Source organism: Corynebacterium freneyi, assembly GCF_030408835.1.
GTDB lineage: Bacteria > Actinomycetota > Actinomycetes > Mycobacteriales > Mycobacteriaceae > Corynebacterium > Corynebacterium freneyi.
On sequence record NZ_CP047357.1, the window covers coordinates 2,134,389 to 2,148,133 of the forward strand.

The following is a 13,745-nucleotide window of genomic DNA, read 5'->3' on the forward strand; positions in this document are numbered from 1 at the left end:
GGGCCCTGCGCCGCCGGCGGCCCCCGCCCCACCCGCAAACCACGGGGTCCGAAACACGGGATCGCCCCTTTTAAAGCGCTAAACCACGGGGTCGGCATCGACCCCGTGGTTTGGACCCCGTGGTTTGGGTTCGGAGTGCTGAACCCGTGGTTTGGCGGATTTCGACCCCGTGGTTTGGGCAAGGACGCAACGCCGGCGGGCGTCGTTCGTACCCTGCCGGACCCCGACGTCTAGCGCTGGACGCGGGCCTCGCGCAGCTCGCGCGGCAGGGAGAACACGATCTTCTCGCTGGCCGTGCGAACCTCCTCGACGTCGACGTACCCGCGCTCGGCGAGGTAGTCCAAGACGCCCTTGACCAGGATCTCCGGCACCGACGCACCGGAGGTCAGGCCGATGGTGGTCACGCCGTCGAACCACTCGTCCTGGATCTGGTGCGCGTAGTCGACCAGGTGCGAATCGCGGGCACCGGCCTGCAGCGCCACCTCGACCAGACGCTTCGAGTTGGAGGAGTTCTGCGAGCCGACCACGATGACCAGGTCGCACTTCGGAGCCAGGGCCTTCACAGCGACCTGGCGGTTCTGGGTGGCGTAGCAGATGTCGTCGCTCGGCGGGTCCTGGATGTGCGGGTACTTCGCCTTGAGCAGGTCGACCATCTCCATGGTTTCGTCGACCGACAGGGTGGTCTGGGACAGCCACACCAGCTTGTCCTCGGGGCCGAAGTCGAGGGACTCGATGGACTCGGCGCCGTCGATGAGGTGCACGCGATCCGGGGCCTCGCCTGCGGTGCCCTCCACCTCCTCGTGGCCCTCGTGGCCGATGAGCAGAATCTGGTAGCCGTCGCGCGCGAAGCGCTTGACCTCGTTGTGGACCTTCGTCACCAGCGGGCAGGTGGCGTCGAAGGTGTGCAGGTCCAGGGCCTTGGCCTGGCGGTGCACCTCGGGCGAGACGCCGTGGGCGGAGAACACCAGGTTGGCGCCATGCGGCACTTCGTCGGTCTCGTCGACGAAGATGACGCCCTGCTCCTCGAAGGTTTCGACCACGTACTTGTTGTGCACGATTTCCTTGCGCACGTACAGGGGCGCGCCGTGCATGGCCAGGGCCTTTTCCACGGTCTCGACGGCGCGATCGACGCCGGCGCAGTACCCGCGCGGGGCGGCCAGCAGCACCTTCTTCTCGGCGGCGGTTGCGTCGGTTGAGATAGTCGTCATGGCCACCACCCTAGCCAAAGGCACCTACAATCGACACAAGCCGACCACTTCCCGCCACTTCCCTTCCACCAGGAGCGTTGACATGCCCGCACCGTTGCCCATCCGCCTTGCGGCAGGCATCGCCGTCACCACCGTCGAAGAGGCGTTTCGCCTCCCCTACCGCCTGCGTCGACTGCCCGGTCGCGTCGCGGGTTCGGCGTTGACGTCGGCGGCGGGCTCGGCCATGCGGGCCCGCCAGAATTTCACCGATCTGGTGGCCCGCGGCGACATGGTGTTGGAGGAGCTGGCCACGCCGGTGGAGGAACAGCCGGCGTGGGCGACGTTCGACGAGGACGTCGATCCCGACGCCGCTGCGGCGAATTCGGCGTCGGCGGCGGCGTCCGCGCGCGCCGCAGCCGACGGTGACGTGCCCGCTCCGGAGCAGGTCGCCCGGGATGTCGGGTACGCGGACATGGACGCGGAGGATCTGGAGGATCTGATCCCGACGTTGGATGCGGTGCAGTTGTCGGCGTTGAGCCGCCACGAGCGCACCCTGGGCGATCGTCCGGCGTTCCGCACGCTGCTCGACAACGCCCTGCGCGGCTGACCGGCGGGACGGTACGAGCGCCATATGTCGAAGCTGACCACCACGCCGGAGTCGCCGGTCCAGGTCCGTCGTCTGAATCAGATGGTCAAGGACTGGATCGAGCAGCTGGGCCAGATTTGGGTCGAGGGAGAGATCGCGCAGATCAGTTCCAAGCCGACCTGGAAATTGTCGTATGTGACGTTGCGTGACACGCAGGCGGATGCGTCGGTGTCCGTGACGTGTTCGACGGCGGCGTTGCGGGCGAATCCGCTCAGCACGGGTGACCGGGTGGTCATGTTGGGCAAGCCGGCGTTTTACGCGGGCCGCGGGTCTTTTTCGTTGTGGGCGACGCAGTGGCGGCCGGTGGGCGTGGGCGAGTTGTTGGCGCGCATCGAGCGGTTGCGGGTGGCGTTGGCGGCCGAGGGGCTTTTCGACGCTCGCCTGAAGCGTCCCCTGCCGTTTTTGCCGCGGCGCGTCGGCTTGATCACGGGTCGGGGGTCGGCCGCCGAGCGTGATGTGCTGACGGTGGCGCGGGGGCGATGGCCGGAGGTCGATTTCGAGGTGATCAACACCATCGTCCAGGGCGCCAAGGCGGTGTCGGAGATCATTCCGGCGTTGGAGAGGCTCGATGCTGATCCGTCGGTCGACGTCATCATCATCGCCCGCGGCGGCGGGTCGGTGGAGGATCTGCTGCCCTTTTCCGACGAGGCCCTGGTCCGCGCGGTCAGCCGTGCGCGGACTCCGGTGGTGTCGGCGATCGGCCATGAACCGGACAATCCGCTGCTGGATCATGTCGCGGATGTGCGTGCGGCGACGCCGACGGATGCCGCCAAGCGCGTCGTTCCGGACGTCATGGAGGAGCGCCATCGGTTGGCCGAGCTGCGGGCCCGCTCCGCGGCGGCTTTGCGACGATGGGTCGACCGGGAGGCCCGCATCGTCCGGGATTTGCGCTCGCGTCCCGTTTTGGCGGATCCGATGACACCGATCCGCGCCCGGTCGGAGGACATCGGACGCGGCCGTGATCGTCTGCGCGGGGCGATGACGCGACGTCTGGAGCGCGAGGAGTCGCTGGTCGCCGGGTTGCGCGGAAAGGTCTCCGCACTGGGGCCGGCCGCGACGCTGGCCCGCGGTTACGCCGTGGTGCAGGTCCAGCCGCGCGATGGTTCGGGCGATCAGGTGGTCACCACCATCGATCAGTCGCCGCCGGGTTCGCAGTTGCGCATCCGAGTGGCCGACGGTTCGATCACGGCGGCCGCGATGGGCGTCAAACCCGCCGACTGACCGATGACCGACCGATTACGGGCCGATGACCAACCGACCGACGACTGACCGACCGGTGACCGAGGAATGACCTCCGGTCGACCGGACGCCACGACACCGAACACCAATCCCCGGCCGAGGGCCGGAAACACGAGAGGAACACGCACATGAACCAGGACGTTGTCGGCGCGGGTGACGGCCGCGGAGCCGAGCCGGTGCCCGTCGAAAAGCTCGGTTACGAACAGGCCCGCGACGAGCTGGTGGAAACCGTGAAGCTTCTGGAGATGGGCCAAATGGGCCTGGATGATTCGCTGGCGCTGTGGGAGCGCGGCGAGGCGCTGGCGCGACGCTGCGAAGAGCATCTGGCCGGCGCGAAGGCCAAGGTCGAGGCTGCGCTGTCCCGCGGCGCAGAGGGCGCCGGCGGCGAGGACGACGACCGGGACTGACCGGACCCGGTTGGACCTGATCGAACCCGGTCGGGATTGACCGGACCCGGTTGGTCCCGACCGAACCCGGTTGGCCCTAGTTGGTGTGCTTCTCCACGATCGGCGCGTCCTGCATGGCCTTGGCCAGCACGCGGTACTCGTCGTCGTTGGCGGAGCCTTCGAGAAGCACGCGGGAGTCGCCCAGGTCGGCGACCCAGGTGCGGCGGGTGTTCGGCTCGACGCCCTCCTTCTTCACCCACGTCACGCCATCGACGTCGACCGTGCCGTCGTCGACGCGGGCCTTGCCGTCGGCCGGCAACGACTCGAGCGGGGCGTCGGTCTGCAACGCATGGACGTAATCGCCGTTGGCGGTGACGAAACCGAGGATCGTCGTGATGTGGCCGTCGGCCATGCCGGCGCGCACCGAGTTGGGCTGCCACCCCTGCGGCGTTTCCGGCTCGCGCACCGGATAATCGGCGCGCTGGGCCTCCATCTGGAGGAACGACGCCGAGTCGACTTCCCGAACCGGCCCGTTCTCCGGCTTGCCCGGATTGAAGCTGCACAGACCGGTGAAGCCGACGGTGACCAGCATCGCGATGCCCAAGACCACGAGGGTCATGGTCATGTCGCGGCCATCCTGCAGAATCCTGGGCTTCTCCGATTTCACGCGCCCAAGTATGCCATCCCACGCCGCCACCCCCGAACACGACTGCCCCGCCCGCCGTCATTTCCGAAAAAGTGGAACACTTGAGGTGGAGCCCATGCGGGGCGCGTCCCGCATGGCCGCCGGGCCCCGAAACGGGGTGCGGCGATCCTTTACGCGCCGATCTTCAGACGCTTCATACTCAAAGACGGAGGCCACCCGAACATGAACGCTGTCAATCCCGAAATCCCCGACCGCAACCTCGCCATGGAGCTGGTCCGCGTCACCGAGTCCGCGGCACTGGCCGCCGGCCAGTGGGTCGGTCGTGGTCAGAAGGAGAAGGGCGACGGCGCCGCGGTCGACGCGATGCGCAAGCTCATCAACACCGTGCAGATGAACGGCGTGGTCGTGATCGGCGAGGGCGAAAAGGACGAGGCCCCGATGCTGTTCAACGGCGAGAAGGTCGGCAACGGCGAGGGCCCGGAGGTCGACATCGCCGTCGACCCGATCGACGGCACCACCCTGATGGCCGAGGGCCGCCCGAACTCCATCGCCGTTCTCGCCGCCGCCGAGCGCGGCACCATGTACGACCCCTCCGCGGTGTTCTACATGGACAAGATCGCCGTCGGCCCGGAGGCCGCGGGCAAGATCGACATCGAGGCCCCGGTCGACCACAACATCACTGCCGTCGCCAAGGCCAAGGGCCTGCGCAAGGAGGACGTCACCGTGATGGTTCTCGACCGTCCGCGCCACGCCGACCTGATCCGCGACATCCGCGAGTCCGGCGCGAAGATCCGTCTCATCGGCGATGGCGACGTCGCCGGTGCCGTGGCCGCCGCGCAGAACACCAACTCCGTCGACATCATGATGGGCATCGGCGGCACCCCGGAGGGCGTCATCACCGCGTGCGCCATGAAGTGCATGGGCGGCGAGATCCAGGGCAAGCTGCACCCGCGCGACGAGGCCGAGATCCAGAAGGCCCTCGACGCCGGCCTGGTGCTCGACACCGTCCTGACCACCGATGACCTGGTCAGCTCGGACAACTGCTACTTCGTCGCCACCGGCGTCACCAACGGCGACATGCTGCGCGGCGTCGCCTACCGCGGCAAGGGCGCCTGGACCCGTTCGCTGGTCATGCGCTCGAAGTCGGGCACGGTCCGCAACATCGAGGCCTGGCACTCGCTGGAGAAGCTGCGCCAGTTCTCCTCCGTGGACTACGGCTCGAACGGTTTCCCGGACATGGACCTGTAGAACGCCGTTCGGTGGCCGCGCACATGCCCGCGGCCACCGTCGGCGAGCGTCGCGATCGGCCGTGGTGGCCCGGTCGCGGCGCTCACCCGCACCCGCCGGGGGTGGAGCCCACCACGGGCCCGGCGGGTGCGCAATACTTGGGGATGGAATCCATCCACCTTTCACACCTCAGATGGACCCGACACGAAAGAGGAATTTATGACCGAGCAGCAGTACCGCATCGAGCACGACACCATGGGCGAGGTCAAGGTGCCCGTCGACGCCCTGTGGCGTGCCCAGACCCAGCGCGCCGTCGAGAACTTCCCGATCTCCGGCCGTGGCCTCGAGGCCCAGCAGATCCGCGCGATGGGCCTGCTGAAGGCGGCGTGCGCGATCGTCAACAAGGACCGTGGCCTCCTGCCGGCCGAGCAGGCCGACGCCATCGTGGCCGCCGCGAAGGAGATCGCGGACGGCAAGCACGATGCCGAGTTCCCGATCGACGTCTTCCAGACCGGTTCCGGCACCTCCTCGAACATGAACACCAACGAGGTCATCGCCTCCATCGCGAAGGCCAACGGCGTCGAGGTCCACCCGAACGACCACGTCAACATGGGCCAGTCGTCGAACGACACGTTCCCGACCGCCACCCACGTCGCCGCCACCGAGGCCGCCGTCAACGACCTGATCCCGGGCCTGAAGGTTCTGCAGGAGTCGCTGGCGAAGAAGGCCGCCGAGTGGAAGTCCGTGGTCAAGTCGGGCCGCACCCACCTGATGGACGCCGTCCCGGTGACCCTGGGCCAGGAGTTCGGCGGCTACGCCCGCCAGATCGAGGCCGGCATCGAGCGCATCGAGGCCACCCTGCCGCGCCTGGGCGAGCTGCCCATCGGCGGCACCGCCGTCGGCACCGGTCTGAACACCCCGGCCGACTTCGGCGCCAAGGTCACCGCCGAGCTCGTCGAGCTGACCGGCGTCAAGGAGCTGTCCGAGGCCAAGAACCACTTCGAGGCCCAGGCCAACCGCGACGCCCTGGTCGAGTTCTCCGGCGCCATGCGCGTCGTCGCCGTGTCGCTGTACAAGATCGCCAACGACATCCGCCTGATGGGCTCGGGCCCGCTGACCGGTCTGGCCGAGATTCACCTGCCGGACCTGCAGCCGGGTTCGTCGATCATGCCGGGCAAGGTCAACCCGGTGCTGTGCGAGACCGCCACCCAGGTGTCCGCTCAGGTCATCGGCAACGACGCCGCGGTCGCCTTCGCCGGCACCCAGGGCCAGTTCGAGCTCAACGTGTTCATCCCGGTGATGGCCCGCAACGTCCTCGAGTCCTCCCGCCTGCTGGCCAACACCGCCCGCGTCTTCGCGGAGAAGCTGGTCGACGGCATCGAGCCGAACGAGGAACGCATGAAGACCCTGGCCGAGTCCTCGCCGTCCATCGTGACGCCGCTGAACTCCGCCATCGGCTACGAAAACGCCGCCAAGGTGGCCAAGACCGCCCTCAAGGAGGGCAAGACCATCCGCCAGACCGTCATCGACATGGGCTTCGTCGATGGCGAGAAGCTGACGGAGGAGGAGCTGGACAAGCGCCTCGACGTGCTGGCCATGGCCAACACCGACCGCGACTAGTCTCCGCCGTTCGGCCGCACGCCGGCCGAACCGCTTGACGCGCCGCGCCCCGTCCCCGGGTTTCCCGGGGGCGGGGCGCGGTGTTTTCGTTGGCGGAGCGGGTGCCGCGGGGCGGGCCCGTGCTTTACGACGGGCCGGCGTGTGGCGCCGAGCCGTCGTTCGTCGACGGTGCGGCCGCCGCTTTATCGGTCGTGCACGGTGAAATCGACGGGCAGTCCGACGGTCTCCCCATTGCGCGTCACCAGGATTTCCAGCCTGTAGTCGCCGGCGGGGAGTTGCTTGATCCCCAGAAAGGACGTGGCCGCGGACTGGGGAGCCCGGTGGCACGACACGTTGGGGTTGGCCTCGTAGGACTCGTTGCGCACCCGGTCGCCATCTTCGTCGTAGATGGAAATGTCGATGTCGCAGTTCTTCACCGAGCGATTGTCCCTGCCGGACTTGTCCGCGAGAATCCAGCCGAGCGCGAGGTCCTCGGACGAGTACAGGGGCGCATCGACACCCTTTTCGGACGAATCGACCGGCTTGTAATTGGTCAGCCGGTACTTGATCAGGAACGGGCCGTTGAAGCGGCCGTTCACCTTGTTCTTGCCATCACGGTCCACAACCTTCTGCCACCAGATTCCGTCGGCATCCTTCGTGCCGTAGGTCGCCCTGGACGAGTACGTCGAGGAGGTGCTGGTGGTTCGGGTCGATTGGGCCGCCGCGACATCGGCCGCGGCAATGGTCACGCCGGCGAAGCTCAGGGCACCGGCGGTCAGCAGGGCCGCAGCACGACGAACGATGGGGCGCAGGTTGCCGGAAGAGTTGGTGTGGGTGGACATGGAATCTCCTTTTGAGATAGGTGGGTTCCCGTTGCCAACGGGGATGATGGGGGCAGCCGACGCCGCCTTGGGAGGGGCGCGGGCTGCGGCTGCAGTGATCACACCGGAGTGATCACGTCGGCTCAGCGGAGCGCCGGGCGCCGACGGCGGCGGGGCTTGCGGATCTGCTCGAGCGTCGTCTCGATGACCCGGGACAACGTGTCCAACGGGTTTCCCCGGTTTTCGGCGAGGATCCTGAGGCGATGCGCATCGCGGCGGGCCCACACCGGGGCGACGCCGAATTGCGAGATCTCCGCCGCCCTGAGCTCGATGGCCCTGGCTGCGGTGGGCACCCAGGCGGGGCGAAGAACGTCCTCATCCCAGTAGCCGTCAGTCAGTGCTTCGGAACAGAGCACCTCGGCATGGTCAACGCCATCGCAATCGGCCAGGTCCCAGACGTTGCCGGCGTCCGCTGAGCGCGCCCAGCCCGTGATGCCCAATGCCTCCTCTGCGTTGACGATGCCCGTCACCGCAATTCCGTGGGCGGCAAGCTCGGCGAGCATCTCGTGCATGCGTCGGCTCGCCGCATCGCCGACGTCGGAGAAGGTCTCGGCCAGCGTCGCCAGCAGGGGCTCCCCTTCCGCATCGACGGGCGCCGAGGAACCAGCCTGCGCCCAGTACCGGCGCACCTGCTCGAGGTAGTCGTCGAAGGACTTCATCCACAGCCATTCGGCGTCGCCGTCATCGATGTAGCCGGTCTCGGCGGCCTTCAGCACCACCTCGGGCTGCTCGGGTCCATCGACGTGGAAGCCGGCGGCGAGGACGTGGCGAAGGCCGACCATGTCGAAGGCACGCGAGCGGAACGTGCTCCACGGCAGGTAGACCGTGCTTTCGAAGATCGGGTAGGTGACGGAGCCACCGTCATCGGGCGATTCACCCGGGAAGGAAACCAGCTCGTAGGGAGCCTTCCGCCAGTCGCCGAGCGGTTCGAACCCGGCAAGGCGGAGCTGCTCATCGAGCTTCCGGCCGCTTTCCAACACGAAGGCGGCATCGGCGAACTCGTCGTCCAGCTTCTCCGCCAGACCATTGTCGATGCCGGAGGCATGCTCGCGGCACATCTCGGACAGACCGCCGACGGCGTCATCCGTCAGGTCGATGATTCGGTCGAAACGCCGACCATCGACGAGCAGGGGCGCTTCCGTCGGCGTAACCCGGTGCGGGCTGTAGCGGATCCACAGCCGGGGATGACTCAGCTCGAGGACCGCCGTGAACGACGCGACCGAGTCTCGGAGGGGCGAGGGGGCATGTGATGTAGTCATGCCACTGAACGTAGGCTGCCGCCGTTTACATGTCAACCCCTGTGGGCATGCTTCGCACTGCTACCCCCGCAGTAAATTTCACATTCGACAACTTTTCCTGCGGGTTTAGCGTATTTTCCCACCATTCTCGCACATGAACACCCCCCGGCAAAACCCAGCCACCGACGCAAGCGTCACGCAACACACACTCTTGCCTTACACTGATTTTCGCATGCAGTTGGCTTTACGGAAGCACACTCAAGGAGGAAGACGATGACGGACATCATCTGGAACGAGACGCAGGCCCCGGCGGGCTGGTACCGGGCCCGCTGCGCCACGACGGGCAACGGGCTGCCGAACGCGGCGACCCTGCACTCGGCCACGGGCCCGCACCGCAGCCACGGCGAAGCGATGCTCGCCAACCGTGGTGCGAGGACGATCGTGACGGTGCCCACCGGCGACACCACCGAACTCGGCCGGGCCTGCACGCTGCTCGGCGAGCAAACGAGGGCCGCGTTGCTCGCCGAACTCGACGCGCTCGCCGACAAGGCGGCAGAACACGAAAGGCTCCGCGAGCACTGGGCGGCGCGAACGCTCTCCGCCGAGGCGCGACTCCGGGCCGCGAAGCCCGACGGCACCGAGGCAAAGAAGGCGGCGAAGAGCCTCCACGCCGCGAAGGACCTCACCCGACGCCACGACGCCGCGGCCAAGGCCGCCCGGCGCGCGCACCGCACCCGCGCCAAGCAGCTCGGAATGGAAATCTGACCGAATCCCACCGCGGAAACCGACACCCCGAGCGGCGCCGCACCGCCGCTCGGGGACGTCGTTAAGCGAAAATCAAAGCGTCACATCCCTTACCCAGTCGCCGAAAGCAGGCGTGCGGTGCTCAGATTTCTCGGCGTGCGGATCCCGCAGACGGCTGTCGCGTTCCTCCTGGCGACGTTCGTCGTCTTCGGCCTCGCCTACATCGCACCCGGCGACCGAGTTTCCGCCGCCCCCGAAACGGTCGGGCTGTCGGAGACGGACGCCGCCGCCATGCGCGCGGAATTGGGCCTCGACCGGCCCTTTTGGGAGCAGTACTTCGACTTCCTCCGGGGCCTGCGGGCCTTCGATTTGGGCACGTCGACGACCGGGGTTCCGGTGACCTCGCTCGTCGGGGCCGCGTTGCCCGCCACCGCGGCACTGGCGACGGCCGCCCTGGCTGTGTCGATCCTCGTCGGGCTGACCATGGGCGTCGTCGCAGGACTGACCGATACCCGCCGGGTCACCGTCCCCGTCTTCATCGTCTCCGCGTTCCTGGTGGCGTTGCCGCAATTCGTGCTGGCCATCACCGTGCGCGACACCGCGATCGGTGCGGGGTGGCAGTTCGGTTCGGCGGGGCGGGACATCGCCATCGGCGCGTTGATCCTGCCTGCGCTGGCCGCCGGGCTCGCGTCGGCCGGGTACCTCGCGCGAGTGTCGCGCGCCGAGGTCACCGGTGCCCGCCGCGCCGAGCACGTCCGCATGGCCCGTGCCCGCGGGCAGACGGGTGCGGGCCTCGCTCGTCGGCACATTCTGCGAAATGCGCTGCCGCCCGTCAACGCCTTCGCCGCCACGGAGTTCGCGGGATTGCTCGGCGGCACCGTGATCATCGAAAGGATCTTCAACGTCCCCGGCATCGGCACGCTCCTGTACGACTCCGTGCAGCGCGGCGATGTTCCGGTGACGGTGGCCATCATCATGTGCTTCATCGCCTTCCACATGGTGGTCACGCTGCTTCTCGACGTCGCGCACGCCGCCCTCGATCCGAGACTGCGCAATGGCTGAGGGGCGTGGTGGCGACCAGGTGGGCGTCGTCAAGCAACGAACCCGGCGTCCGGGGTTGCTCGCCCGGCTCGCCGCGGACCCGCGATTCTGGTGTGCGATGGCGATCCTCGCGGCGATGACGCTCGCCGCCGTGGCCCCGAGATTGTTCACCGACGTCGACCCGCGGGCCGCGGACCTGCACCGATCGCTGGAAGGCGCGGCTGCGGGCCACCCGCTCGGATTCAACCGGCAGGGCCAGGACATCTGGGCGCGAATCGTGCACGGTGCGGGACGGTCGTTGTTGATCAGCGTGCCATCGACGGTGCTGGCGGGCACGCTCGGGATCGCCATCGGCGCCGTCGCCGGATTCGTCGGAGGGTGGGTGGACACGGTGCTGACGCGGCTGACGGAAGTGGCGATCGCCATCCCCATGTACTTCGCCGCCATCGCGTTGCTGCACGATTCGGGTCCGGCGGCCATGACCGGGCCGATCGACGCCGGCGATGAGGCGCGCATGACGATGATGCTCATCCTGCTTTTCGGCGTACTCGGATTCCCGATGACCGCGCGGCTCACGCGCAGTGCCGTGCGGTCGGTGGCCAACGACGACTACGTCCGCGCCGCCCTCGCATTGGGCAGATCGCGCACCGGAGTGCTTCTGCGCCACGTGCTGCCGAACTGCCTGGGGCCCGTGATCGCGTTCGCGGCGACGCTGCCCGCCGGGTACATCCTCTCGGCGGCCGGTTTGTCGTATCTGGGACTGGGCGTGGGAGCGGAGGCGGTGAGCTGGGGCCGCGACATTTCGGCGGCTGAACCGGTTTTCGCCACCGACCCCGCTCCCCTGCTGTGGCCGGCGGCGGCGCTGACGGCGTGCATGTTCGCGTTCCTCATGCTCGGCGACGCGCTGAAGGCAGCGTTCGATGATCGGGCGGTGTCGCGATGAGCCGAAGACAGGCGGGGTGGGAGCAGGCGGGGCGGGCCCCACACTCGATTCCGGACGAGGGACCACACGCCGATCCGGACGGAAGGTCGGCGGCACCGGTGTTGCGCTTCGATCACGTGTCCGTGGCGCATCACGGGGCCGCGCCGACGCTCGCGGACGTCTCGTTCCAGGTGTTTCCGGGCGAAACCGTCGCCGTCGTCGGCCGGTCGGGGTCGGGCAAGTCGACGCTGGCGCTGGCCGCGATGGCGTTGTTACCGGAGTCCGCGCGGGTCACGGGCGGGGCGATCACGGTCGACGGTGCGGACCTCACCCGGGCTCGCGAACGCACGTGGGCGGATGTGCGCGGGGCGACGATCGGATTGGTGCCGCAGGACCCGGCCGAGGCCCTCAACCCGTTGATGACGGTCGGCGACCAGATCGGGGAGGCGTTGCCGCCCCGCACCCTGGATGCCGGGGGCCGCGTCGCCGAGCTTCTCGCCGCCGTCGGCCTGGCCGATCCGGCGCGCATCGCGGGTGCGTATCCGCATGAGTTGTCCGGCGGGATGAAGCAGCGCGCGCTCATCGCCGCCGCGTTGGCGGGGCAGCCGGCTCTCGTCATCGCCGATGAGCCGACGTCCGCGCTCGATGCGGATGCCGCCGAGCATGTCCTCGACCTGTTGCAGTCCCGGGTGCGCGATGGCGGCCGGGCGCTCATCGTGATCACCCACGACCTCGCGCTCGTCGAGTCGCGGGCCGATCGAGTGCTCGTCGTCGACGAGGGTCGAATCGTCGAACAGGGCCCCACCGCGACCGTGATGGCGTCGCCCGATCACGAGATCACCCGCGAACTCATCGCGGCCGCGCAACTCCCCGCCACGTCCCGGAGCGTGGCTCCCTCCCCGTCCCGCACGACGCTGCTGTCCGTCCGCGACATCCGTCGCACGTTCCCGGCTCGTCGAGGACGTCCAGCCGCCGAGGTTCTCGATGGCGTCAGCTTCGACGTGCGCGCCGGCGAATGCGTCGGCGTCGTGGGCCCATCCGGGGTGGGAAAGTCGACGTTGGCGAACATCATTCTCGGTCTTGACCGGCCCACGTCCGGGGTGGTCCTCCTCGATGGAATCAACGTCCATTCCCGTCGCGGCAGAAAAAAGAATCTTGCTTTGCGACGGCGCATTCAGCCGGTTTTCCAGAATTCGACGGCATTGAATCCACGAATGACCGTCGGGGACATCGTGGCAGAGCCCCTGACGCTGCATCGCGTGGGCGAGGCTCGGTACCGACGAGACCGCGTTGTCGAGCTTCTCGACGATGTCGAATTGACGGCGGATCTAATGGACCGCCGGCCCTTCGAGTTGTCCGGCGGCCAACGGCAACGTGTGGCCATCGCCAGGGCATTGGCTTTGGCTCCGGATGTGCTGGTTCTCGATGAGCCTTTCCATGCCCTGGATTCCATTGCCCAGTCACGCCTTCTGGTTCTGTTGTCGACTTTGCGTGCGGACCGGGGCCTCGCGAGCATCCTCATCTCCCACGATCGCCGCGTCGTTGACGCGATCGCCGACACGGTCGTCGCCGTGCCGCCCCAGCGCGCCGGTCGCCCCTGAGGCAGGCCACTGTCGGCTACCAACGGACGTCGATGATGGCGTCGATCCCGGTGGTTTCATCGCCGGGGACGACCGTGCACTACCCCCGCCCGGAGCGTCTACGCTTTTCCGTTTACATATTCCCCTCCGATCAACACCCCCGCCGTGAGCGTCATGCCAGCGCCACCCGCCTGACAGTCCCGGCATTCGACATTCGCGACATCGAGTCACCGACACGCGATCTGGAACACATTTCCGCAGGCTACAGTCGCCCATATTACACCCTGCACACAAGTGATATGCAGCCACACAACAGCGAGAGCTGCCACAGTTGCCGATTAGCGCGATCGCCAGCGCGAGCGCCACCGAGAGAATTTCGGAGATTTTGTGCACGCTATTGGCTTTGCGG

The 13,745-nt window shown here is 67.9% G+C and carries 13 protein-coding genes; 9 read left to right on the forward strand and 4 right to left on the reverse strand.

From position 1 onward, the window contains the following. Window positions 1-230 precede the first annotated feature (230 nt). Entirely contained in the window at window positions 231-1,208 is a 978-nt protein-coding gene (locus CFREN_RS09485) for a 4-hydroxy-3-methylbut-2-enyl diphosphate reductase (protein WP_070519248.1), read from the reverse strand. Between the two features lie 82 nt (window positions 1,209-1,290). Between CFREN_RS09485 and CFREN_RS09490 the strand changes: the two genes are divergently transcribed. The 3 genes from CFREN_RS09490 to CFREN_RS09500 all read left to right on the forward strand — a co-directional run bounded on the left by CFREN_RS09490 (window position 1,291) and on the right by CFREN_RS09500 (window position 3,479). Beyond that, complete coding sequence (locus CFREN_RS09490) at window positions 1,291-1,794, forward strand: hypothetical protein (protein WP_209652309.1); 504 nt, start codon at window positions 1,291-1,293, stop codon at window positions 1,792-1,794. Window positions 1,795-1,818: 24 nt separating this feature from the next. Then, window positions 1,819-3,054, forward strand: a complete 1,236-nt coding sequence (gene xseA, locus CFREN_RS09495; RefSeq protein ID WP_209652308.1) for an exodeoxyribonuclease VII large subunit — start codon at window positions 1,819-1,821, stop codon at window positions 3,052-3,054. Between the two features lie 146 nt (window positions 3,055-3,200). Further along, window positions 3,201-3,479 (forward strand): exodeoxyribonuclease VII small subunit, encoded by a 279-nt coding sequence (locus CFREN_RS09500; protein WP_035123155.1) that lies wholly within the window; start codon window positions 3,201-3,203, stop codon window positions 3,477-3,479. A gap of 76 nt (window positions 3,480-3,555) precedes the next feature. Here the strand turns inward: CFREN_RS09500 and CFREN_RS09505 are convergent, their stop codons facing one another. Further along, entirely contained in the window at window positions 3,556-4,125 is a 570-nt protein-coding gene (locus CFREN_RS09505; RefSeq protein WP_083291127.1) for a DUF4245 domain-containing protein, read from the reverse strand. 201 nt (window positions 4,126-4,326) lie between these two features. On the opposite strand from CFREN_RS09505, the gene glpX reads away from it, so the two are divergent. Together glpX and CFREN_RS09515 are read left to right on the forward strand one after the other, a co-directional pair. Next, window positions 4,327-5,352, forward strand: coding sequence for a class II fructose-bisphosphatase (glpX, locus tag CFREN_RS09510; RefSeq protein WP_035123153.1), 1,026 nt, complete (start codon window positions 4,327-4,329; stop codon window positions 5,350-5,352). A 198-nt stretch (window positions 5,353-5,550) separates the two neighbouring features. Next, complete coding sequence (locus tag CFREN_RS09515; RefSeq protein WP_035123152.1) at window positions 5,551-6,951, forward strand: class II fumarate hydratase; 1,401 nt, start codon at window positions 5,551-5,553, stop codon at window positions 6,949-6,951. 182 nt (window positions 6,952-7,133) lie between these two features. Here CFREN_RS09515 and CFREN_RS09520 read toward each other — a convergent pair whose 3' ends face one another. Then, window positions 7,134-7,772 carry a hypothetical protein gene (locus tag CFREN_RS09520; RefSeq protein WP_035123151.1) on the reverse strand — a complete coding sequence of 213 codons (639 nt, stop codon included), beginning with the start codon at window positions 7,770-7,772 and terminating at the stop codon, window positions 7,134-7,136. A gap of 122 nt (window positions 7,773-7,894) precedes the next feature. Next, window positions 7,895-9,070 (reverse strand): hypothetical protein, encoded by a 1,176-nt coding sequence (locus CFREN_RS09525; RefSeq protein WP_209652305.1) that lies wholly within the window; start codon window positions 9,068-9,070, stop codon window positions 7,895-7,897. A 252-nt stretch (window positions 9,071-9,322) separates the two neighbouring features. On the opposite strand from CFREN_RS09525, the gene CFREN_RS09530 reads away from it, so the two are divergent. The 4 genes from CFREN_RS09530 to CFREN_RS09545 all read left to right on the forward strand — a co-directional run bounded on the left by CFREN_RS09530 (window position 9,323) and on the right by CFREN_RS09545 (window position 13,357). Further along, complete coding sequence (locus tag CFREN_RS09530) at window positions 9,323-9,814, forward strand: hypothetical protein (protein WP_209652303.1); 492 nt, start codon at window positions 9,323-9,325, stop codon at window positions 9,812-9,814. A 117-nt stretch (window positions 9,815-9,931) separates the two neighbouring features. Continuing rightward, window positions 9,932-10,855, forward strand: coding sequence for an ABC transporter permease (locus tag CFREN_RS09535; protein ID WP_209652302.1), 924 nt, complete (start codon window positions 9,932-9,934; stop codon window positions 10,853-10,855). Then, window positions 10,848-11,777, forward strand: coding sequence for an ABC transporter permease (locus CFREN_RS09540; protein WP_084082884.1), 930 nt, complete (start codon window positions 10,848-10,850; stop codon window positions 11,775-11,777). Before CFREN_RS09535 ends, CFREN_RS09540 begins: the two co-directional genes overlap by 8 nt. A gap of 98 nt (window positions 11,778-11,875) precedes the next feature. After that, window positions 11,876-13,357, forward strand: a complete 1,482-nt coding sequence (locus CFREN_RS09545; protein WP_209652299.1) for an ATP-binding cassette domain-containing protein — start codon at window positions 11,876-11,878, stop codon at window positions 13,355-13,357. The last annotated feature ends 388 nt before the right edge of the window (window positions 13,358-13,745 follow it).